Genomic DNA, 22,445 nt, shown 5'->3' with positions numbered 1-22,445 from the left:
GGGGGACGGTTCATGGTTTGAGTGTCGCACCCTTCAACGTGGTGAGCGCGAAGGGGTTGAACAGCAGTGGGATGTTGAAAGCGGTCTGCGCAGCCGGGCGCGGACGCACCCGGGGTGCGGCAGGGGCTTGGTGCGTGGACGGAAAGTGTCGCGAGACAAACGCCCACACCATGCGCGAGGCATCGGGTCCTTGCGCATCGCTGAACGGCTGCTGGGTCGCGCCGCCGCTCCAGGCGTGGCCGAGGTGGTCCACGTTGATCAGCGTGGCGGCCGTGCGGCCCCGGAGTTTGAAATCGGTGACCTGCATCGGGTGGCGCTGACCGCGCTGCTGGTTGCGCGGCTCGCCGGCCACCGCCCCGCCCGCGAGCGCCCACACCCCGGCGGCGGCGGCACCGTTGCTGGCGGCCACCACGGCGTCGCGCGTGCCCTGGATCACCAACAGCGGTGGCAGGGGCAGCAGCTGTCCCGGCAAGGGCGACCACGGCGCGCTCAGGCGGTGCCCGCGCATGGCGGCCAGCGCGGTGGCGGTCGAGTCGGCCGCACCCGGAGCAACACCCGAGTGCATCACCACGGCCTTGAAGCGCGCCGGGTGGCGCGAAGCGATGAGCGCGGCCATGCTGGCACCGGCCGACAAACCTGCGATGGCCACGCAGCTGCGATCCACCGGCTGCAGCAAGCACACCTGGTCGATGGCGGCCAGGATCAGCCCCACCTCCCCGTGCGCGCGGCCGCTGCGGGTGTCGTACCAGTTCCAGCAGCGCTGGGCGCTGGCCAGACGGTCCTGCTCGGGGTAGAGCACCAGAAAACGCTCGCGCTTTGCAAGTGCGTTCATGCGGGTGCTGAGCGCGAAGCTGGCGGCGTCCTGACCGCAGCCGTGCAGCATCACCAGCAAGGGCAGGCGTTCGCCGGCTTGCAGCTCGGGGGGCCGGTAGAGGCGATAGCGGCGCGCGCCGCCGGGGCCCAGCGCCATGCCGCTGAGCCAGTCGCCCGGCGTGGCGGGTGGTTTTTTCGCGGTGCTGGCGCGCTTGACCACGGCGCGCGTGGCTTGCGTTTGGGCGCGCTGCGTCTGGCGTGTGAACGCCTTGAGGTTGCGGTTGAACAGCTGGACCCAGCTGGAGACGGCCGTGCGCTGGGCCATGGCGAGCGTTGCCTCAGGCCTTCAGGAAGGCCAGCAAGTCTTTGGCCAGGCGCTGCTTGTGGCTGACAAACAGGCCGTGGGGTGCGCCTTCGTACTCGATCAGCTGGCTGCCCGCGATGGCGGGGGCGGCCAGGCGACTCGACGCCGCAATCGGCATGGTCTTGTCGTCCGTGCCGTGGATCAGCAGCGTGGGCACGTTGAAAGCGGGGAGGTCGGGGCGGAAGTCGGTGCTGGAGAAGGCGCGCATGCAGGCCACGGTGGGGCGCAGCCCGGCCTGCATGGCCATGTTGTGCGCCCAGCGCAGCGTTTCATCGCTGACGCGGCTGTCGGGCGAGCCGAGGCTGAAGAAATCGCGGAAAAAGCCGGTGAAAAACTTGGCGCGGTCGTCGGTCAGGGCCTTGGCGGTCTTGTCGAAGGCCGACGCCTCGGCCCCGGCGGGGTTGTCGGGGGTCTTCAGCCGAAAGGGCAGCACCGAGGAAATCAGCGCGGTTCGGGCCACGTTTTTCCCCTGGTGGCGCGACATGTAGCGCGCCACTTCGCCGCCGCCCATGGAGAAGCCGACCAGCGTGGCGTCCTGCACGTCGAGCTGCTCCATCACCTCCCACAGATCGTCCGCCAGGGTGTCGTAGTCGTAGCCGTTCCAGGGTTGCGACGAACGGCCAAAGCCGCGCCGGTCGTAGGCAATGACGCGGTGACCGGCTTCCACCAGCGACATGGCCAGGTCGTCCCAGCTGTCGGCACTCAAAGGCCAGCCGTGCACGAGCACCACCGGGCTCCCCTCTCCCCAATCCTTGAGGAAGAGCGAGGTCTGGTCGGAGGTGGTGATGCGGTGCATGGGTTCTTTGGGGCTGAAAAACGAAAGATTCAGTGTCCGGAACACCCCCGGGCTTGTCTGTTCGACAGCGCACCGACGCCGCGCGTCCGACCTTGCCGTTTCAAAGGCCTACGCGAGCAAAGCGGTCGCCGTCGTGCTGCAATCTGCGGCCTATCGGACGATTTCATGAACTTCAACGACGATTTTTCCCAGCGCGCGACCAACTTTGCCGACACGGCCATCTGGCAACCCTCACCCCTGCCCGGTGTGGAGCGCCGCCTGCTCGACCGCGTGGGCGATGAGGTGGCGCGCGCCACCAGCGTGGTGCGATACGCGCCGGGCTCGCGCTTTGACGCCCACACCCACGGCGGCGGTGAAGAAATCCTGGTGCTCGAAGGCGTGTTCTCCGACGAGACCGGCGACCACCCGGCCGGCACCTACCTGCGCAACCCGCCCGGCACGCGCCACGCGCCGTTCTCGGAACCCGGCTGTGTGTTGCTGGTGAAGCTGTGGCAGTTCGCCGCCGACGACCTCACGCCCCTGCGCATCAACACCCTCGCCGAACCTTGGCGCCAGGGTCTGGTGCCCGGTCTCACCGTGATGCCGCTGCACGAACACGACGGCGTGAGCACGGCGCTGGTGCGGTGGGCGCCGAACACGCAGTTCAACCCGCACCGCCACCCCGGTGGTGAAGAGATTTTTGTGCTGGACGGCGTGTTCCGCGACGAACACGGGACCTACCCGCGCCACAGCTGGCTGCGCAACCCACGCTGGAGCCAGCACACGCCCTTCACCGGGCCCGAGGGCGCGCTGATCTGGGTGAAGGTGGGCCACCTGGGCGCCACCTTCCTGGCGCCTGCGCTGGCGGCCTGATCAGGTGCCGCTGCGCAGCAGCATGGCCGGGTTCAGTCGCATCTGCGCGAGAAGGTAGCGCGCCCCCAGCCCCAGGCTCACCCCGCTCACGCCCAGGGCGGTGAGCGCACCGGTCCAGTACAGGCCCATGGGGTCGAGGTCGAGACGCCAGCGCAACAAGCCGGTGGCCAGCCCGCTGCCGGCCAGCATGGCAAAGCCGGCGGTGACCACCGCCAGCAGCAGGTATTCCCAATACAGCACACGGCGCAGGCTGGACAGCCGCGCGCCCACGGCGTGCATCACCGTGGCCTCGAACACCTGGCGCGCGCGGCTGCTGGCCACCACGCTGGCGAGCACCAGCAGGCTGGCCGCCAGGCACACCCCGGCGATCACCGCCAGGCCGGTGCTGGCGCGACCCATGAGCGCGCGGGTCTCGCGCAACAGCGATTCGGTGCGCACCGTGGCGATGTTGGGCGCGGCGGCGGCCAGCTGGTCTTGCGCGGCCAGGGCCTCGGCCGCGGGCAGCCAGGCGGCGCCCACGTGGCGGGTGATGTAGGGGTCGAGCACACCGTCGCTGAAGATGCCCTCCAGCCACAGGCGCGCCTGCAGCCGCTGCTGGCTGTAGATGGCGGCCAGTTCGGCCTGCACCGGTGCGCCCAGGATCTCGAAGGTCAGTTGGTCGCCCACCTTCAGACCGAGCTGGTCGGCCTCGCGGTCTTCCATCGCCACCAGCGGCGCGCCGCTGTGGTCGGCGGGCCACCAGGCGCCGTCGCGGATCACCACGTCGTCGATGTTGCCGGCGCGGCTGCTGAACTTCTGTTCGTCGCGCGCTTCGCGCACGCGTTCGCCATCGCCGCTGTCGCGCAACACCTCGCCGTTCACCCCGATCAGGCGGCCCAGCACCAGCGGCGCGGTGGTGACTTCACGCAGGCCCGGCTGGGCCTTGAGTGTGTCTTGCAGCAGCGGGATCTGCTCGGTCTGCACGTCGTAGAACACCATGGCCGGTGCGTTGGCGGGCACGGTCTCGTTCACCGTGCGCAAGAGCGAGGTGACCACCAGCGTGCAGGCCACCAGCAGCGTGAGCGCCGCACCCAGCGAGAGCAGGGCGGCGCGCAGCGGCGAGTCGCTGCGCTGCAGGCCGGCCATGGCCAGGCGCAACTCGAACGGCAGCTGCGCGCCGCGCCGGTTGAGCTGGCGCCGCGCCAGGCCCCGCAGCACGCGGGTCACGCCTTCGAGCAGCACCAGCAGCAGCACCGTGGCGACCACGAAGGCCAGACCGAAGCGCGCGTCGGGCACGCTGGCCACCACCAGCACACCCACCACCGCGGCCACACCCGCGGTGAGCCACCACACGCGGCGCGGCGTCTTGAGCGTGTTGCCGTCGATGCCGCGGAACAGTGCCGCTGGCGAGACCGACAAGGCGCGGCCCAGCGCGGGCAGGGCAAAGGTGAGTGCGGTCAGCACGCCAAAGCTCAGCCCCACCAGCGACGGCAGCCACAGGCCGACCACCAGTGGCGCCAGCGGCAGCTGCTGCGCGGCGGCCAGCGTGCCGCCCAGCGCGAGCGCATTGCCGATGAGCACACCGCCCAGGCTGGAGAGCAGCGCCAGCATCAGGATCTGCAGCAGCACCAGGGCCGCCAGGCGGCCGTCGCGCAGGCCCACGGCGCGCAGCGTGGCCAGCGTGCCGAGCTTGCCCTGCAGGTAGGCCTGCACGCTGTTGAACACACCGAGTCCGCCAATGAACAGCGCGGAGAAGCCAATGAGCAGCAGCCCCGAGCCGATCTGGCCCAGCACCTCGGCCATGCGGTCGCTGCGCTCTTCAAACGTTCGCACCTCGGCCTGCAGATCGGGGTAGGCGGCGATGAAGGCGTCGCGCCACGCGGCGGCGGGTTGCGGCGTGCGCACGCGGTAGTGGTATTCGACGCGGCTGAGCGGCTGCACCAGGCCGGTGGCGGCCAGCGCCCCGTCGGCCACCAGCACCGGGGCACCGCCCCAGTCGGCGCGCAGGCTGCGGTCGGGCTGGCGCACCACGAGGGCGCGCACCTCCAGGCTCAGGTTGCCCACCTCCACCGTGTCGCCGGGTTGGAGGTCCAGGCGCTGGGCGAGGGTGGCGTCCAGCGCCGCGCCCCACACCCCGTTGCGTTCCAGCAGCGCGGCGCTCAGATCACCCGCCGGGGCCAGCTCCACCGTGCCGTACAGCGGGTAGCGCGCGTCGGCGCTCTGCAGTTCGATCAGCTGGGCCCGGCCATCGGACGCGCGCAGCATGGTGCGCAGCTCCACCAGCCGTGACACATCACCGCGCCCGTTCATCCAGGCCAGCACCTCGGGCGGCAGTGGCGCGGTTTGCTCCACCTCCACGTCGCCGCCGAACATCAGCCGCGCGTCGCTCACCAGCGCGCCCGCCACCTGGCGGTACAGGCCGCCACCGGCCGTGACGAGCGCCACGCCCAGCACCAGGCAGGCACAGAAGATCCACAGGTGTCGGCCGCTGGCGCGCAGGTCGCGCCACGCCAGGCTAAACAGGAACCGCATCGGGGGCTCGCTCGGTGGTCTTCACTTCATTCAGGTGGCCGTCGTGCAGGCGCAGCACGCGGTCGCAGCGGGCGGCGAAGTCGGGGTCGTGCGTCACCAGCACCAGCGTCGTGCCTGCCTCGGTGTTGAGTTCGAACAGCAGTTCGCGGATGGCTTCGCCGGTGTGGTCGTCGAGGTTGCCGGTGGGCTCGTCGGCCAGCAGCAGGCGCGGGCGGTGCACCAGCGCGCGCGCAATCGCCACGCGCTGCTGCTCACCGCCCGAAAGCTGGCTCGGGTAGTGCCCCTGCCGTGCGCCCAGACCCACGCGTTCCAGCAGCGCCGCCGCGCGCTCGTGCGCATCGGGCCGGTTGGCCATCTGCAGCGGCAGGGCCACGTTGTCCAGCGCGCTCAGGCTGGGCAGCAGGTGGAACGACTGGAACACGATGCCGATGCGGTCGCGCCGCAGGTCGGCCAGGGCGTCGGCGTCCATGCCGCCAAGGCTCACACCGTCGATGGCCACCCGCCCGCTGGCCGGGCGCTCCAGGCCCGAGAGCAGCAGCAACAAGGAGGTTTTGCCCGAGCCGGAGGGCCCGGTGATGGCCACGCGCTGGCCGGCGGCCACCGAGAGGTTCACCGAGCGCAACACGTCGATGCGCGCGGCCCCCAGCTGGTAGTGCATGGAGAGGTCTGAAATGTCGATCATGCGGGGTGAGTTCGTGTTCGAGGCGAAAGGTTCAGTGGGCCGAGCGGTTGACCGGGCCAGCCGGGCCGGATTTTTTGCGCGACGACGGGCCCCTTGTTGTGCTCTCCTGACGCGAACGCGACCCCCGGGCCCTACACTGGGCAGGGTATGTGCAACAGAATGTTGCCAGTGTTCCTGTGCTTCCGGGTGGACCGACAACACGTGCTTATGAAACATGGCGCAGGCCCATCGAGGGCGGGTGAAGAAGGGAGAGGCGATCTGCAGCGCGGAGGGTGGCGCTGTGGCTGGCGCGCGCTGGGCGCTGCGGCGCTGCTGGCGCTGGCGGCTTGCGGCAAACCCGTCGATCCACCCCTCACCGTGGGCATGAACCCCTGGGTGGGATACGACCCACTGGTGCTGGCGCGCGACCGCGGCATGACCGATCCCCGGCAACTGCGGGTGGTGGAGTTGCCCTCGGCGTCCGAGACGCTCCGCCATTTGCGCAATGGCCTGCTCGATGCCGCCACGCTCACGCTGGACGAAACGCTGCGCCTGGCCGATGACGGTGTCGACGTGCGCATCGTGAGCATGCTCGATGCCTCCAGCGGTGGTGATGTGGTGATGGCCGCACCCCGCATCGCTTCGCCCGAGCAGCTCAAGGGCGAATTCATCGCGGTCGAGGACTCGGCGGTGGGCGCGCTGCTGCTGCAGCGGATGCTGCAGAAAGCCGGACTGACCCGCGCCGATGTGCGGGTGACCAACCTCGAAGTGGCCCAGCACCAGGCGGCCCTGCAGGCGGGGACCGTGGCCGCAGCGGTGACCTTCGAGCCGCTGGCCGGTTCGATGGAGGTGGCGGGCTACCGGCGCATCTTCGACAGCAGCGAGATCCCGGGCGAGATCCTGGACGTGCTGGTGGTTCGAGCCGAGGTGCTGCAACAGCGCCCAGCGTCGGTGGATGCCCTGCTGCGCGCCTGGTACGCCGGCCTGAACGTCTTTCAGCTCGACACCCCGGGCGCGGCGCAATCGCTGGCCCTCGGCACCGATCTCTCGCCCGAAGCCTATGAATCGGTGCTGGGTGGGCTGGCTTTCTATTCCCGGGAAGCATCCGAACGCGAGCTCTCCGGCAACCCGGCCCCGCTGGTGGCGCAGGCCGGCAACGTGGCCACCACGCTCATCGACATCGGCCTGCTCCGGCGCCCGCCGCGCTGGGAACAACTGATCGATGCATCGCCCCTGCAGCGCCTGCGCACCCGGGGGACGCCGCCGTGAAGTCGCTCTCCGCGCGCCTCACCCTGCCTGGCCGTTGGCTGGCGCCCTTGATGCTGGTGCTGTTCGCGCTCACGGCATCCACGATCAACTACGTCGTGCAGGCGCGCAAGGTGGAGGCGCAGGTGCTGGAGCAGGAAACCCGCCGGTTGCGCGAACGCCTGAGCGTGGAGCAGAGCCGCCTGAGTGCGCAGACCAGCATGGAGAACCAGGCGCTGGTGCGGCGACTGGTGGGGGGCATGGGCCTGTACAGCGGCATGCAGCACAGCTACCTGCTGCAGCCCAATGGCCTGGTGCAGGCCTCGCTGGTGCGCTCCGACATCGGGCAGGCGTTTGGCGACGTGCTGCGCCAACGCGCCGACCTGGCCGCGCTCGCCACCCTGCTCTTCAACGGCCCCTCGGACGCGGCCATCACCGTGGTGCCGCTGCCGGGCACGCAACAACTGGCCGGCGTGGTGCCGTTTGCCAGCGGGCGGCGGCTGATCGCCGTGGTCGACCTGCAGCTGCCGCAGGCCATGCGCTTCGCCGACATGCAGCAAGAGGCCGTGCGCGAAGGCCTGCTGCTGCTGGGCCTGGCGGCCTTGCTGGCCTTGGTGGTGCATCTGGTGTGGTTTCGCCGCGCCCGGCACCTGGCGCTGGCCCTCCAGCGCATGGGCGAAGGGGATTTGCAGACACGCGCCGGGCTGCAGGGACACGACGAGCTGGCCATGATCGGCAGCGAAGCCGACCGCATGGCCCAGCGACTGCAGACCGACCAGGCGCGGATCCGGCACCTGGTCGATCTGGTGGACCGCTCGCCCGTGGTGGTGGTCGAGTGGCGCAACCTCCCCGGCTGGCCCATGACCTACATCAGCGAATCGGTGGCGCAGTGGGGCTACCAGTCGGCCGCGCTGCTGGGCGGTCAGGTGCTGTACGCCGACCTGATCCATCCCGATGACCTGGTGGGCATCACCAGCGAGGCGGCGCGCTACTTCGCGAACGGGCCCGACGAACACCGCCAGGAATACCGTTTGCGGTGTGCCGATGGCCGCTGGGTGTGGGTGGACGACCGCACCACGCTGACCCGCAATGACCAGGGCGAGCTCACCGGCATCAGCGGGGTCCTGCTGGACATCACGGTTCAGAAGGAAGCGCAGCTGGCCCAACAGGCGCAGGCCGAGTTTTTGCGCCTGTTCTACGAACTGCCCTTCATCGGCATGGCGATCTCCGAACCCGGCTCCACGCGCTGGATCCAGGTGAACCACCAGCTCAGCGCCATCCTGGGGTACACCCGCGAAGAGTTGCTGCGCATGACCTGGACCGAGATGACGCCCCAGCCCGATCTGGACCAGAACCTCGCCCTGCGCAACGAGATGCTGGCCAACCGCACCGACAACTACAAAATGCGCAAGCGCTTCGTGCGCAAGGGCGGCGGGATCGTGCACACCGAGATCGACGTGCGCGCGGTGCGCCACCCCGACGGCACCCTCAAGCACCTGTTCTCCACCATCAAGGACATCACCGAACGGTTGCAGGCCGAAGCCGCGATCAGCGAGCAGAAGGAGCAGCTGGAGCTGGCCGAATCCATGGCCGGTCTGGGCAGCTGGCTCTACGGCACCCGATCGGGTCACATCTGGTGGTCGCGCCAGATGTACCGCAATTTCGACCGCGACCCGATGCTGGGTCCCCCGGTGGACTTGAGGGCCTACCTGGACTGCATCCACCCCGATGACCGCGACCGGGTCGACCGTTTCATGCGCTCCGTGCCGGGTCAGGAGCAGATGGTCACCGCCGAGTTCCGCCGCCATCCCCAGCTGGGGCCGCTGCGCTGGTTTCGCGGCAGCGTGCAAAGCAAGGCCACGACCACGGGCGGTGGCTACCAGTACAGCGGCACGTTGCTCGACATCACCCAGCTCAAACTCGCTCAGACCAGCCTGGAGCAGATCAACGTCGCGCTGGAGCAGCGGGTGACCGAGCGCACGGCCCAGTTGCGCCGCCTCAACGAAGAACTCGAAGCCTTCTCGTACACCGTCTCGCACGACCTGAAGGCACCGTTGCGCGGCATCGACGGCTACAGCCAGTTGCTGGAGGAAGAGCACAGCCAGCACCTCGACGACGAGGGACGCCAGTTCCTCGGGCGCATCCGCCGGGGCGTGCAGCAGATGGGCGACCTGATCTCCGGCGTGCTCGACTATTCGCGCATGGAGCGCCGCACCATGGAGCATCACCGCGTGGATGTGCCGGCCCTGGTGGCGCAGGTGATCGAGGGCTACAGCGCCGACATCGAAAGCACCCAGGTGCGCCTGAGCCTGACACTGGAGCCCATGGTCTTGGAACTCGACCGCGAAGGCATGGCCGTGGTGTTGCGCAACCTGGTGGGCAACGCCATCAAGTTCAGCCGCACCACGGCACAGCCCGAGGTGGAAATCGGTGCCCGCTGCGACGGCGCGCGGCGCATTCTGTGGGTGCGCGATAACGGGGTGGGCTTCGACATGAAGTACCACGACCGCATCTTCGGCATCTTTCAGCGCTTGCAGCGCGCCGAGGACTACCAGGGCACCGGCCTGGGGCTCGCGCTGGTGGCCAAAGCCGTGCAGCGCATGGGCGGCCGCGTGTGGGCCGAGAGCCAGCCCGGACAGGGTTCCATTTTTTATCTGGAGTTTTCCGCATGAACACGCCCTCCACGCTGCCGCCGATCCTGCTGGTCGAAGACAACCCGATGGATCTCGACCTCACCTTGCGTGCGTTCAACAAGAAGAAGTTCTCCAACACCATCCAGATCGCACGCGATGGCGAAGAAGCCCTGGCGTTTTTTGCGCGCTGGGACGCGGGAGATCCGCTGCCTGCCGTCATACTGCTGGACATCAATCTGCCCAAGGTCAATGGACTGGAGGTGCTGCAAAAGCTCAAGGCGCACCCGGTGTTCCGGCGCATTCCGGTGGTGGTGCTCACCTCGTCGCGTGAAAACTCCGACCTCAAGACCGCCTACGATCTGGGCGTGAACTCCTACATCGAGAAGCCGGTCAGCTTCAACAAGTTCATTGAAGTGGCCGAGCACATCGAGCTCTACTGGTGCCTGCTCAACGAGCGGCCTGTCTGACAACCAAGGAATTCCCCATGATCAAGTACCTCATCCCCGTCGATGGCTCCGCCCAGGCCATGCACGCGGCCTACCACGCCATGCGCCTGGTCAGCTCGGGGCTGAAGGCCCGCTTCGTGGTGGCCAACGTGCAGGAAGCGCCCAACCTCTACGAGCTGGTGGTCGCGCACGACCCCGATGTGCTGCACGAGGTCAGTGACGCCGCCGGGCACGATCTGATCCGCGCGGCGGTGGCGCTGCTGGCGTCGGCCAGCCAGCTGGTGGAAGCGGTGGTGGTCAGCGGTGACCCGGCCCATGCCTTGCTGGAGCTGGTGGAGAGCCATGCGTGCGACGCCGTGATCATGAGCGCCCACGGTGGTGGCGAAAGCGAGCGCGGTCTGGGTTCGGTGGCGCAGCACCTGGTGCAGCACTGCCCGGTGCCGGTCACCATCGTGCGTCCCGCGTTGCCTGGGTCAGCCGACGCACCGTGAGGGCCACGACCCGACCCGACCCCGTCCCTTTCGCCGAAGCGCTGAGGTTCTGGCTCAAGCTCGGCTTCATCAGCTTCGGCGGTCCGGCCGGGCAGATCGCGATCATGCACACCGAACTGGTGGAGCGGCGGCGCTGGATCAGCGAGAACCGTTTCCTGCATGCGCTCAACTACTGCATGCTGTTGCCCGGCCCCGAGGCCCAGCAGCTGGCCACCTACATCGGATGGCTGATGCACCGCAGCTGGGGCGGCATCGTCGCGGGTGCCTTGTTCGTGCTGCCCTCACTGTTCATCCTGATCGCACTCTCCTGGATCTACCTGGTTTTTGGCGACGTGCCGGTGGTGGCGGGCCTGTTCTACGGCATCAAGCCCGCGGTCACCGCGCTGGTGCTGCACGCCGCCCACCGCATCGGCACGCGAGCGCTCAAGAACCGCTGGATGTGGGGCATTGCAGCCGCGTCGTTCGTGGCGATCTTCGCGTTCGACACACCGTTCCCCGCCATCGTCGCGGCCGCCGGGTTGATCGGCTGGCTGGGGTCCAAACGCTGGCCGCAGGTGTTTGCATTGGGCGGTGGGCACGGCGGGCCCATCAAAGGGTACGGCCCGGCGCTGATCGACGACGACACCCCCACACCGGATCACGCAAAGTTCAATTACGGTCGGCTGGTGCGCGTGCTGGCCGTGGGCCTGGTGCTCTGGCTGCTGGGCATGGGTGCCCTGCTGGTCTGGCAGGGCTGGGACGCTACCCTGGCGCAGATGGGCTGGTTCTTCACCAAGGCCGCGCTGCTGACCTTCGGTGGCGCCTACGCGGTGTTGCCCTACGTGTACCAGGGTGCGGTGGAGACCTTCCAGTGGCTCAGCGGTCCGCAGATGATCGACGGCCTGGCGCTGGGCGAAACCACACCCGGTCCGCTCATCATGGTGGTGGCGTTTGTCGGCTTCGTGGGGGGCTGGAACCAGGCCGTGCTGGGGCCGGACGCGTTGTTCGCCGGCGCGGCACTGGCGGCCACGGTGGTCACCTTCTTCACCTTCCTGCCGTCCTTCGTGTTCATCCTCGCGGGCGGCCCGCTGGTGGAAGCCACCCACGGCAAGCTGGGCTTCACCGCGCCGCTCTCGGCCATCACGGCGGCGGTGGTGGGCGTCATCCTGAACCTCGCGCTGTTCTTCGCGTACCACGTGTGGTGGCCGCAGGGCTTTGAGGGTGCTTTCGATGCCGTGTCGGCCGCGATCACCGTGGCGGCTGCGGTGGCGTTGTTCCGCTTCAAGGTCGGCGTGCTTCCCCTGCTCGCCGCCTGCGCCGTTGCCGGGCTGGCTGTCACGCTGCTGCGCTGAGCGGGGGCTCTCCGGCCTGCGGCGCGCCGAGGGCCGTGTCGACCGGCGTGCACCGAGGGCTCAGTGCGCTCGGCTCTCCAGCCGGAAGATCTTCACCGCGTCGTTCATCACGCGGGCCTGCGCCTGCAGCGAGCTGGCGGCGGCGGAGAGCTCTTCGACCATGGCCGAGTTCTGCTGCGTGACCGAGTCGAGCTGGCCCACCGCCTGGTTGATCTGCGCCAGCCCCATCGACTGCTCTTGCGTGGCGCCGGTGATCTCGGCGATCAGGCCGTTGACCTGCTCCACCGAGCCCACCACGTTGGCCATGGTCTGCCCGGCGCTCTGCACCAGCTGGCTGCCGTGCGTGACCTTGGCGGCGGACTCGTCGATCAGCACCTTGATCTCCTTGGCCGCGCTCAGGGTGCGCTGTGCGAGGTTGCGCACTTCACCGGCCACCACCGCAAAGCCGCGGCCTTGTTCGCCTGCACGGGCGGCTTCCACGGCGGCGTTGAGCGCGAGGATGTTGGTCTGGAAGGCAATGCCGTCGATCACGCCGATGATTTCACCGATGCGGTGCGAGGACTTGCTGATGTCTTGCATGGTGGCGACCACCTGCGTCATGGCCTCGTTGCCCTCACGTGCCACGGCGGCCGAGCGTTGCGACAACACCGAGGCCTCGCGCGAGGAGTTGGCGCTTTGCTGCACGGTGCTGGTGAGCTGCTCCATCGACGCGGCGGTTTCTTCCAGGCTGCTGGCTTGTGATTCGGTGCGCGAGGACAGGTCGGAGTTGCCGGCGGCGATTTCGTTGGACGCCACCTGCACGCCCTCGACTTCGTGGCGCACGTCGGACACCACCGCCTGCAGGTTCACGTTGAGCTGGTTGAGCGCGCGCGAGAGTTCCCCGAACTCGCCACGGCTCTCGCCTTTGAAACGCGCCGACAGATCACCGGCGGCCATCTGGTTGGCAAAGGCGATCGACTGCAGGAGCCGGCCCACGATCTGGTTGCGCAGGCTCAGCGCGGCGAGCGAGGCGATCACCAGCAGCGCCGCGCCCGCACCCACGTGGACCGCGGTGCCGTGCGTGGCCGCGTACTCACCGATCACCAGGCCCACCGCGGCCAGGCCCACCGACGACAGGGCGATGCGCTTGCCCAGCGTGAGCTGCAGCGCGAGTTGCAGCCGGCCGACCAGACCGGTGCGCACCACTCGGCCGTGGTGCAGGGCGATGCTGGGCTGGCCCGATGCGGTTTCGCTGCGCATGCGTGCGTAGAGTGCTTCGGCCTCCTGCACCTGCTGCCGTGTGGGCTTGGTGCGCACCGACATGTAGCCCACCGCCTGACCGTTTTCCATCACCGGCGTGGCGTTGGCCACCACCCAGTAGTGGTCGCCGTTCTTGCGCCGGTTTTTCACCAGCGCCGACCAGGGCGCGCCGCTGGCCAGCGTGGCCCACATGTCGCGAAAGGCCTCCGTGGGCATGTCGGGATGGCGCACCAGGTTGTGCGGTTGTCCGATCAGTTCTTCGCGTTCAAACCCGCTGACCGCCACAAAGGCGGGGTTGCAGTAGGTGATGCGGCTTTGCAGGTCGGTGGTTGACACGAGGGTCACGCCCTCGGGAATGACGAACTCTTGGTGGGTGACGGGCAGGTTGGCTCGCATGGGGCTCTCGCTGGTGCGTTGGCGATGTGGCACCAAGCGCTGCGTTGGCTTGTGTTTGGTACCGGTCAGAAGAAGTATCGGCAATACCCTTGGTGAATTAAGGGTTGAGTAAAGCCGCCATTGCCGTTCAGTACCGGGTGATGTGGGGAGCTACCGATCGGTCGCAAACTGCTCCACCCGGTGAGCCGGTTGCAGGTCGTCAGTGGGCGTACCCGGCGGGCAGAAAGTTCATGAGGTTGCGCTCCCTGGCAAAGCTCACCACCGCCTGTTTGTCCGCGGGCAGCAGGTCGATGCGGAACTCCACCAGGCCCTGGACCAGGTGCAGGCAACGTTCCAGATCGTTGGTTTTCATGTAAATCTTGATGGCCTCCCGCAAGCCTGCACTGCGCAGCTTGACGGCCTCCGCATGGGTTGCCTTGCACAGCAGGGCCATCACGGGCCCGCAGTAGGTGCGTTCGACCGGTGTGGACGCGAGGTGGTCGGCCACCGCCGTGCCCTGATCCTTGTGGGCCCCCAGCAGCCGCATGAGCGCCTGCGCCGCACCCAGGACGAATTCGGTGGTGAACCAGTAGCGTTGCTGGCGGTTTCTGCGCACGGGTGCGGGTGTCTGGCCACCGAAGAGGTCCAGCGGCTCCAGCTCGATCAGCGAGCGGTTGCCGTGCAGGTGGTCGGTGAATTCTTGCTGGATGCCGGCCGAGCACATCTGGGTGCCGGGTACGTTGAGCAGTTCCAGGGTGGTGTTGGTCTGCAGACAGAGGGCAATGCGCTGCAGACAGTGGTCGTTGAAGTTCTCGTCGTTCGCATCCGTGATCTTCAAGGTGAGCTGGGTCAGGGCGGTGCGGTCGGCCGCGAGGGCATCGAACAACAAACCGGGGTCCTGGTGCGGCACGTGCTCAACATTGCCCGGAGCCGCCGGTGCCACTTCGCACTCGAGGTAGAGGCTGCTGATGCACCGGTTGGCCAGCACCACCCGGGTGATCAGGTCGAAGTTCAGGGGCACCTCGGGGCTCATGAGGCAGAGGTGCTGGAGCCGCTGCCAGCCAGTGAGTGCGGGCAACACCCGATCCATGGGGGCTGCCGCAGGCGCCACCGTGAGTTCGTCGCTCCAGTCCAACGTATCGACCGTGAGGGCCGTGGTCGGAAACCGGACCTGCTCATCGGCGAACGTGCATTCCGCGAACTCCAGCGCGGTGATCGCGCACGCGGGGGAATCCAACGTGGCCTGGAGCAGGGTGCAGACCGCCGAGGTCAGCACGGCCTCCACCACCACGAGGTTCGTGACACTCGGCGCCTCGTTGATGCGTTGCGCGAAGAAGGCCAACAGGCCGTCGGGGAGTGGAACGACATCGGTGCCTGTGTCATCCGTCGCGCAGAGCAGCAGGCGCTTGCTCTGGGTGTGCTGGAGAAGCGCCAGCAGCAAGGCGGGTTCGTTGGCCCGGATGAGTTTGTCGGACAGTTCGTTGTAGGGCAGTGGATCGGGCAGCTTGCCGTCCAGAAACGCCGCCACCTGCGGGTCGCGCAGCAAGGTGTGTTGGTGCTGGATCAGGGCGCGGCGGTTGGGTGGGATCGGGGTGGTGTCGGTGGAGCGTTTCACAGCGGCTTTCGGGGGTGGGTGGCCCCGTTGGACTCGCGCGACTGTGGCGGTGGTTCCGCCCCCCGGCGATCGCGCCTAAGGCACAGGCCGGGGTGGCGGTGACCAGCCCTTGAGGGAGCCGTGCCGGTGCGCGTACACGCTGGTGAACTCGGCCCCGAGCAGGAACACCTGCGCCGAGTAGTACACCCACAGCAGCAGCACCACGATGGAAGCCGCCGCACCGAACACCGAAGCCACCCCACTGCGTCCGATGTACTGGCCGATCAGCTCCTTGCCCACGGTGAACAGCAGCGCGGTGATGGCCGCGCCCAGCCAGACGTCGCGCCAGGCCACCGGGACGCGCGGCATCCACTTGTAGATCATGGCGAACACGGTGGTGATGAAGAGGTAGCTCAGCCCGAAGTTGATCGCATCGGCCACGAAGGCGAGTTCACCCAGCCAGGGTGCCCACCACTTGCCCGCCGCTGCCATGGCCGCGCTGAGCACGAGCGAGACCATGAGCAAGAACCCGATGCCCAGCACCATGCTGGTGGAGAGCAGGCGCACGCGAATGAAGCGCAGCACGCCGCCGCCTTCGGGGTGCGGTGGTGCGCGCCAGATGCGGTCCATCGCGTCCTGCAGTTCGGCAAACACGGTGGTGGCGCCGGCCACCACCACCACCACGCCCACGAGCGTTCCCCAGATGCCGGCCTCCGGTCGGTCCAGGCCTTTGAGCAGCGCGTCCACCGCCACCGCGCTGTCGGTCCCCACCAGCTGGGTGAGCTGCGCCAGGATCTCGCCGCGCGCGGCCGGCTCGCCGAACAGCAGGCCAGCCACCGAAATCACGATCAGCAGCAGCGGGGCGATGGAGAACAGCGTGTAGAACGCGAGTGCGGCACCCATGCTGGGGGCGTAGTCGTCCAGCCAGGCGTTGATGGTGTCGCGGATCAGGGCCCAGGCGGTGTTCAGCATGGTGACGAAGGCAATGGACAGTGCATCCGGCGCATTCTCGTGGCCGTGCGACGGGGGAGATGTGCGCTGGCGCACGGTCGGGCCGAAGCGACCCGGAAAAATGCCGAAAAGAAGCCTCAAGTCCGGTTCAAGACCGCCGATACAGACCCAAGAACACCGGGCATGTTTGCGCTTGGTGGCCACTTGCGAGGTTCGCCATGATCAACATCTCCACCACCAGCCCCGTGTCCTGGCCCACGCCGCCGTCCACCGCCGTTGCGCCGGTGTCCGCCACGCCGGCCATCCAGCCGGTGCAGTCGGGTGGGCGCGAGGCGCAGGCCGATGTGGAGGCCCGCCGCGAGATCCGCCGCAAGCCCAAAACGGACGACGAGACCGGCCCGGCGCTGTCGTTGCCCCGGTCATCGGCACCGGCGGGGGACGACAAGGCTGCGGTGCAGGCGCGACAGGACGCGGCCGCGCAGCGCTCCGAACAAGCGCTGAAGAAGGCCGAAGCCGACAAGGCGAGCCACCGCAAGGCCATGGACCGCTTGCAGGAGGTGCTCTCCAACATGTGGGCGGCCAGCGCCGCGGTGGTGGACCGTGCCCTGGGGCTGGACCCCAAGGGCGAGGCCCTGCCGGGCAACCAGAGCGACACCGCACCCGACCTGTCGGCCGTGGCGGCATCCACCATTCAGCGCCGCCTGCTGCCCGGGACAAAGGACGGCGCACCGGCTGCCGGTCAGCCCGCGCCCGAGGTCATGCCCTGGCCGGTGATGCCACCCGCCACCGAAGAAGCCGCTGCCGTTGCACCCGAGGTGCCCGGCGGCGAGGTGATTGCCTACGACGAGCATGGCAACAGCAGCCTGGCGCCGCTGGAAGCGGGCACGCTGCTGAGCGAAAAAGCCTGAGGAGGAGAGCCCCCACGCTCCGCCGCTGCGCGGGTCGCTGCCCCCCGAGGGGGCTGAGCCTGCCTTGGGGCGGCCCGGCGGCTGGCTCGGTGCCCCCACGCTCCGCCGCTGCGCGGGTCGCTGCCCCCCGAGGGGGCTGAGCCTGCCTGGGGGCGGCCCGGCGGCTGGCTCGGTGCCCTGACGTGCGGTCTTCCGTTCAGCTCCGCAGCTTGAACACCGCCACCGCACCCACCAGGTCCGCTGCTTGCGTGCGCAAGCTGGTGGCGGCTGCTGCCATCTCTTCCACCAGCGCGGCGTTTTGCTGTGTGGCCTGGTCCATCTGGGTGATGGCTTCGCCCACCTGACCGACCCCGGCGCTTTGTTCGGCGCTGGCGTTGCTGATCTCTTCCATGATCGAGGTCACGCGGCGGATCGCCGCGACCACCTCGTTCATGGTGGTGCCGGCGCGGTCCACCAGGGCGGTGCCCTGGCCCACGCGCTCGGCGCTGGTGGAGATCAGTCCCTTGATTTGTTTGGCCGCCTCGGCGCTGCGCTGTGCGAGGTTGCGCACCTCGCCAGCCACCACGGCAAAGCCCCGGCCCTGCTCACCCGCGCGGGCGGCTTCCACCGCGGCGTTGAGCGCCAGGATGTTGGTCTGGAACGCGATGCCGTCGATCACGCCGATGATCTCGGCGATCTTCTGGCTGCTGTCGTTGATGTCCTTCATGGTGGTCACCACCTGGCCCACCACCTCACCGCCCTGCGTGGCCAGGATGGAGGCCGACTGCGCCAGCTGGTTGGCGGTGCGCGCGTTGTCGGCGTTTTGCCGCACGGTGGAGCCAAGTTCTTCCATCGAGGCCGACGTCTGCTCCAGCGCACTGGCCTGGCTCTCGGTGCGGCCCGACAAGTCCGAGTTGCCCGAGGCGATTTCCGAGCTGGCGTTGGACACGCCCTCGGCCCCCGAGCGCACCCGGCTCACCGACTGCGCCAGTTGTCGGGTCATGGTGTGCAGGGCGGCCATGGCGCTGGTGGTGTCGCCGGGCTTGAGCTCGATGGGCACACCCAGGTCGCCTTGCGCCACGGCTTCGGCCACGCGCTTGAGCTGGTCGGGGTCGGCGCCGAGTTGTTGCGTCACCTGACCGAGGTACCAGGTCATGCCCATCAAGCCTGCGGCCACCACCAGCACGGCGCCGATGACCACGTCTCGGTCCAGCTGCGAGAAGGCCTTCACCTCGCCCACGCGGAACTGCAGGCGGTCACCCTGGCGGCGCTTCTCCAAAGCCAGTGGCGCCAGCAGCGCGTTGCGCGCTGGAATCGTTTTTTCCACCAGGAAGGCGAACGCTTCATCTTTCTTGCCCTGCTGGATCAGGGCCACGTTGGCCGAGCCCTGCTTCCAGAACTCGTCCATCAGGGCGGGCAAGGGCGCAAAGGCCCGACGCCCATCCTCGTCGATCATGCCCTTGCCGAAAGCGTCCAGCTTCTCGGTCAGGAGCTGCTTCTTGGCTGCCACGTCGTCCAGCGTGGTTTGCAATTCCTGCGGATTGCGCGAGAGGATGGCGTGGCGGACTTGCAGCGAAGTGCGCGTGACGTTGAGTTCCAGCTCGGCAATGAGCTCAAGCTGCGGCACGTTGGTCTTGCTGATGCGGTCGGCCGCGCTCATGACCTTGTCCATCATGAACCAGACCGTGAGGGACACGATGATCAGCAGTCCGATCAGGGTGGTGTTGATGAGCAGGAGACGTCTGGCAAGTGTCATGCGACCCGACATGGTGGTTCCTTGGTGGGGATTCCGGGGTGGCCCCCGGTCGGCAAGCCTTTTGACCGCCTGTTGTCCAGATCTTCCCGCGTGGGTGGTGATTCAAAGCCCTTATGAATCAGGGGTTTGTGGCCTTGCTCGCGGGTTTCACCGGTTTCCCGAGGTTTCGGCGCGGAGGGCGCCAACTTGAAGGTTCGGACGTGTTGATCTGTGAGTTATCGAACACAGGACGTCGTGATCTTGTTCCTCAAGTGGCTGCAGAAGGCTGTCGAAAGGACACAAAACGCTGGCCTGCTTTCCCGCTCATGAACGATTTCCTCCCCCCCCTGGGCGACGCCTCCTTGTTGGTGCAGGGGCGTCATGATCCGGCGCTCGTGCTGCTGTCCGTCGGTCTGGCGGTGCTGGCTGGTGTGGCCGCCATGGTGGTGTCGTCGCAGGCGAGCCGGTTGCGCGGCGTGTCTGCCTTGTGCATGGTGCTCGCAGGCGGGCTGGCGCTGGGCTCTGGCGTGTGGGCCATGCACTTTGTGGGCATGCTCGCGCTCGACCTGTGCCGGGCCGCAGGTTACCGGCTGGACATCACGGCACTCTCCATGGTGCCCAGCGTGCTGGCGTCGTCGATGGCGCTCTGGTTTCTGATGCTCAGACAGCAGAGCACCGCCATGCTCTGGCTCGGCGGGGGACTGTTCGGACTGGGCGTGGGTGCCATGCACTACAGCGGGATGCTGGCGCTGGAGGGTCTGGACGGCCTGCACTTCGACCCGCTGATGGTGGTGGTCTCGGTGGTTGTGGCGGTGCTGCTGGCGGTGTTGGCACTCTGGGTGCGCGAGGCCTTGCAGCGTTGGCGTCCGGGTTGGTCGGACGTCTGGCGCAACGCGGTCTCGGGCGTGCTCCTGGGTTTGGCGGTCTCCGCCATGCACCACTGCGGCATGGCCGCCGTGCACTTCACCGGCACGCCGCCACCGGGTGATGCTTCGCAGGCCGGCTCGCCGTGGTTGATGGTCGGCATTGCGGTCACCGTGGCTGCCATCTCGATCCTGGTGGTGCTGCTGTCCATGGTGATCCGCCTGCGCGGTCTGACCGCCAGACTCCAGTACGTGCAGTCGGTGGTCGAGAGCTCGAACGACGCGATCGTCACCAAGACCACCGACGGTGTGGTCATGACCTGGAACCAGGGAGCGACCGAGATCTTTGGCTACAGCGCTGCCGAGATGGTGGGACAGCCCATCACCCGCCTGTTCAAGCCCGAAGACGTCCCCACCGAGAAAGCGCTGCTCCAGCGCGTGCTGGCGGGCGAATCGGTGCCCAACGCCGATGTCGTCCGGCTGCACAAGGACGGACGCCCGGTGCATCTGTCGGTGTCCGTCTCGCCCATCCGCGACGAATCCGGGCGCATTGTGGGTGTTTCCAAGCTGGCGCAGGACATCTCCGACCGCAAGGCCGTGGCCGACCTGCAACTGGCCCGGCTGCAAGCCGAGAAGGTGGCCGAGGCTCGCGGCACCTTTCTCGCCAACATGAGCCACGAAGTGCGCACGCCCATGAACGCCATCCTGGGCTTCATCAGCGTGCTGCTCGGCGGGCCGCTGCAGCCCGAACAACGCGAACAGTTGAAGGTGGTCGAAGACTCCGCGCGCTCGCTGTTGCGACTGCTCAACGAAATCCTGGACACCGCCAAGCTCGACAAAGGTCTGGTGGAGTTCGAGATCTGCCCGTTCAGGGTGGACGCGTTGGTGCACGAGCTGTCCCTGGTGTACGGCGCTGCGGCGCGCGCCAAGGGCATCGACCTGCGGGTGGTGCAACAGCCCGGGGTGGCGCCGTGCTACGAGGGCGATGGCTTCCGCATCCGGCAGGTGCTGGGGAACCTGCTGGACTACGCCATCAAGTTCACACCGGTCGGGCGTGTGTGCCTGGACATCCGTGCCGAGCGTGGCGGGCTGGTGTTCGAGGTCAGCGATTCCGGCGTGGGCATGCCCGCACCTTACCTGGACCAGATCTTCGAGCCGTTCAGCCAGGTGGATTCGTCCACCACGCGGCGCTTCGGCGGCACCGGTCTGGGCACGACCATCTGCAAGAAACTGGTCGATCTGATGGGTGGCACGATCCAGGTCGTCAGCGAACTGGAGCAGGGCAGCACTTTCACCGTGTGGCTGCCCCTGCCTGTGGCCTCCATTGAGGCGCAGGTCGAATCGCCCGCCGCCGCCTCGGTTGCCCTGCCGCGGCTCAACATCCTGATTGCCGACGACGTGCTGCTCAACATGGAGGTGCTGCGCCTGCTGTTGGGCAAGGCGCACCGCGTGACCTGCGTGGGCGGCGGCGCAGAGGCGGTGCAGGCCGCAGCGCAAGAGCGCTTCGACGTGGTGCTGATGGATCTGCAGATGCCCGAGGTGGACGGACTCGAGGCCAGCCGGCGCATCCGGGCGCGCGAGCAGGTCGGTCGGCTGGCACCGGTGCCCATCATTGCGCTGACCGCCAGCGCGTTGGCGCAGGACATCGCGGCCGCCCGCGCGTCGGGCATGAACGGCTTTGTCACCAAGTCATCGAAATTGCCGGTGCTGCTGGCGGAAATTGCCCGCGTCCTGGCGCTGAAGCAGGATGCGACCGAGGTGGTTTCATGATCTGGATCAAGACACGGGCATTGATGTGCTGAATTGATCGCTGGCGGTACCCCGCGGCGGTGGGCGGGCCGCAGAATGGAACCCAGCAGCTTCTGCTGCCCCGGTTGGTGGGTCAACGGAACATGCCTTCCGCACCGCTGCCCGGGACTGGTCAGGCGCACCGATGACGTTCAATCCCCCGGCAACGCTGGCTCACACTGGATCGCCCGCCCTGCGCCTGGGGTTCACCACGCACAAGTACCTGTTGCTGGCCATCCTGGAGTGTCAGCAGCAGCGACAGCCCCGGCGCGGGTCTGTGCCGACCGGGGAGCGGGACACGTCGGCGACGCACCGCTGGATGCGTGAGCCTTCGGCCGAACGCGAAGCCACCCCCTGCATCGTGATGCGGGAGCACCACGACCGCGGTGACTTGTCGGTGGCGCAAGTGGCGTTGCATGACCGGTACCTGCACACGCAACCGTTGGCCGACTGGATGCGCCGGACACTGGCACCGACCAGTCAACCCGACCGCGACATCCTCCACCTCGCCATGGCACCGACCTTGCCCGGCGTTCCGATGCTGTTCCACTCGATCGCGGCCGATGGCGAGGCCATCACCCACATGTTCGCCCACAGCGTGTGGTCGGTGTGCAGCGACGTGCAGTTCCTGCTGCGGGCGATCCGCTACGCCCAGCTGGTGGCCACGGCCATCCCGCTGAGCGGGAGCGCTTCCCAGCCGATGTCGGGGCCGCCCGATGTGAAGGCCCCTGGCGATGGCGGTGCAGACGGCCCTGTCTGTGACCTGTCCATGCTGGGTCGGGTGTACGACCACATTGCGGTGCACGCGGCCATTCTGGAGTTGTGCGAGTTTCGCCGGGGCCGGAAACGCCCGTGAAGGGCGCTCCCGGC

General features: G+C 68.1%; 17 protein-coding genes. 9 read left to right on the top strand and 8 right to left on the bottom strand.

Annotated elements, in window-relative coordinates; translation table 11 throughout:
• Positions 1-10 precede the first annotated feature (10 nt).
• Together Q1W68_RS16290 and Q1W68_RS16285 are read right to left on the bottom strand one after the other, a co-directional pair.
• Positions 11-1,138: a PHB depolymerase family esterase gene (locus Q1W68_RS16290; RefSeq protein ID WP_300655153.1), complete on the bottom strand. Its 1,128-nt coding sequence runs from the start codon at positions 1,136-1,138 to the stop codon at positions 11-13.
• Between the two features lie 13 nt (positions 1,139-1,151).
• On the bottom strand, positions 1,152-1,973 hold the full coding sequence (locus Q1W68_RS16285; RefSeq protein ID WP_300655151.1) for an alpha/beta hydrolase: 822 nt from the start codon (positions 1,971-1,973) through the stop codon (positions 1,152-1,154).
• Positions 1,974-2,138: 165 nt separating this feature from the next.
• Here Q1W68_RS16285 and Q1W68_RS16280 point away from each other — a divergent pair, with 165 nt between their 5' ends.
• Positions 2,139-2,825: a cupin domain-containing protein gene (locus tag Q1W68_RS16280; protein ID WP_300660899.1), complete on the top strand. Its 687-nt coding sequence runs from the start codon at positions 2,139-2,141 to the stop codon at positions 2,823-2,825.
• Here the strand turns inward: Q1W68_RS16280 and Q1W68_RS16275 are convergent, their stop codons facing one another.
• Both Q1W68_RS16275 and Q1W68_RS16270 read right to left on the bottom strand, forming a co-directional pair.
• A complete protein-coding gene (locus Q1W68_RS16275; protein ID WP_300717100.1) occupies positions 2,826-5,336 on the bottom strand; it encodes an FtsX-like permease family protein in 2,511 nt (836 codons plus the stop codon). It lies immediately after the preceding gene.
• Entirely contained in the window at positions 5,320-6,018 is a 699-nt protein-coding gene (locus Q1W68_RS16270) for an ABC transporter ATP-binding protein (RefSeq protein ID WP_300717099.1), read from the bottom strand. Before Q1W68_RS16270 ends, Q1W68_RS16275 begins: the two co-directional genes overlap by 17 nt.
• Positions 6,019-6,225: 207 nt before the next feature.
• Here Q1W68_RS16270 and Q1W68_RS16265 point away from each other — a divergent pair, with 207 nt between their 5' ends.
• Genes Q1W68_RS16265 through chrA form a run of 5 tightly spaced genes read left to right on the top strand, consistent with a single transcriptional unit; the run spans position 6,226 to position 12,143 of the window.
• Complete coding sequence (locus Q1W68_RS16265; RefSeq protein ID WP_300654281.1) at positions 6,226-7,266, top strand: ABC transporter substrate-binding protein; 1,041 nt, start codon at positions 6,226-6,228, stop codon at positions 7,264-7,266.
• Entirely contained in the window at positions 7,263-9,914 is a 2,652-nt protein-coding gene (locus tag Q1W68_RS16260; protein ID WP_300654276.1) for a PAS domain S-box protein, read from the top strand. The genes Q1W68_RS16265 and Q1W68_RS16260 overlap by 4 nt, the downstream gene beginning before the upstream one ends.
• On the top strand, positions 9,911-10,342 hold the full coding sequence (locus Q1W68_RS16255) for a response regulator (RefSeq protein WP_300654274.1): 432 nt from the start codon (positions 9,911-9,913) through the stop codon (positions 10,340-10,342). The genes Q1W68_RS16260 and Q1W68_RS16255 overlap by 4 nt, the downstream gene beginning before the upstream one ends.
• 17 nt (positions 10,343-10,359) lie before the next feature.
• Positions 10,360-10,812 (top strand): universal stress protein, encoded by a 453-nt coding sequence (locus Q1W68_RS16250; protein ID WP_300654271.1) that lies wholly within the window; start codon positions 10,360-10,362, stop codon positions 10,810-10,812.
• Complete coding sequence (gene chrA / locus Q1W68_RS16245; protein WP_300717098.1) at positions 10,809-12,143, top strand: chromate efflux transporter; 1,335 nt, start codon at positions 10,809-10,811, stop codon at positions 12,141-12,143. Before Q1W68_RS16250 ends, chrA begins: the two co-directional genes overlap by 4 nt.
• 60 nt (positions 12,144-12,203) lie before the next feature.
• Here chrA and Q1W68_RS16240 read toward each other — a convergent pair whose 3' ends face one another.
• The 3 genes from Q1W68_RS16240 to Q1W68_RS16230 all read right to left on the bottom strand — a co-directional run bounded on the left by Q1W68_RS16240 (position 12,204) and on the right by Q1W68_RS16230 (position 16,443).
• Positions 12,204-13,778 (bottom strand): methyl-accepting chemotaxis protein, encoded by a 1,575-nt coding sequence (locus tag Q1W68_RS16240; protein WP_300717097.1) that lies wholly within the window; start codon positions 13,776-13,778, stop codon positions 12,204-12,206.
• Between the two features lie 199 nt (positions 13,779-13,977).
• The gene (locus Q1W68_RS16235) at positions 13,978-15,372 is read right to left on the bottom strand and encodes a hypothetical protein (RefSeq protein WP_300654262.1); all 1,395 of its coding nucleotides are present in this window, start codon (positions 15,370-15,372) and stop codon (positions 13,978-13,980) included.
• A 75-nt stretch (positions 15,373-15,447) separates the two neighbouring features.
• Positions 15,448-16,443: a YihY/virulence factor BrkB family protein gene (locus tag Q1W68_RS16230; RefSeq protein ID WP_300658822.1), complete on the bottom strand. Its 996-nt coding sequence runs from the start codon at positions 16,441-16,443 to the stop codon at positions 15,448-15,450.
• 77 nt (positions 16,444-16,520) lie between these two features.
• Between Q1W68_RS16230 and Q1W68_RS16225 the strand changes: the two genes are divergently transcribed.
• Positions 16,521-17,210 carry a hypothetical protein gene (locus Q1W68_RS16225; RefSeq protein WP_300654256.1) on the top strand — a complete coding sequence of 230 codons (690 nt, stop codon included), beginning with the start codon at positions 16,521-16,523 and terminating at the stop codon, positions 17,208-17,210.
• Positions 17,211-17,406: 196 nt separating this feature from the next.
• Here the strand turns inward: Q1W68_RS16225 and Q1W68_RS16220 are convergent, their stop codons facing one another.
• The gene (locus Q1W68_RS16220) at positions 17,407-18,945 is read right to left on the bottom strand and encodes a methyl-accepting chemotaxis protein (protein ID WP_300658824.1); all 1,539 of its coding nucleotides are present in this window, start codon (positions 18,943-18,945) and stop codon (positions 17,407-17,409) included.
• Positions 18,946-19,250: 305 nt separating this feature from the next.
• Between Q1W68_RS16220 and Q1W68_RS16215 the strand changes: the two genes are divergently transcribed.
• Both Q1W68_RS16215 and Q1W68_RS16210 read left to right on the top strand, forming a co-directional pair.
• A complete protein-coding gene (locus Q1W68_RS16215) occupies positions 19,251-21,557 on the top strand; it encodes an MHYT domain-containing protein (RefSeq protein ID WP_300649865.1) in 2,307 nt (768 codons plus the stop codon).
• A 163-nt stretch (positions 21,558-21,720) separates the two neighbouring features.
• Positions 21,721-22,431 (top strand): hypothetical protein, encoded by a 711-nt coding sequence (locus tag Q1W68_RS16210; protein WP_300649867.1) that lies wholly within the window; start codon positions 21,721-21,723, stop codon positions 22,429-22,431.
• The last annotated feature ends 14 nt before the right edge of the window (positions 22,432-22,445 follow it).

The sequence above is a fragment of the Hydrogenophaga sp. genome, from assembly GCF_030158645.1.
In the GTDB taxonomy this organism is placed as follows: domain Bacteria; phylum Pseudomonadota; class Gammaproteobacteria; order Burkholderiales; family Burkholderiaceae_C; genus Hydrogenophaga.
The sequence above is the reverse complement of the archived record's forward strand: the minus strand, read 5'-3'. Positions and strand labels throughout refer to the sequence as shown.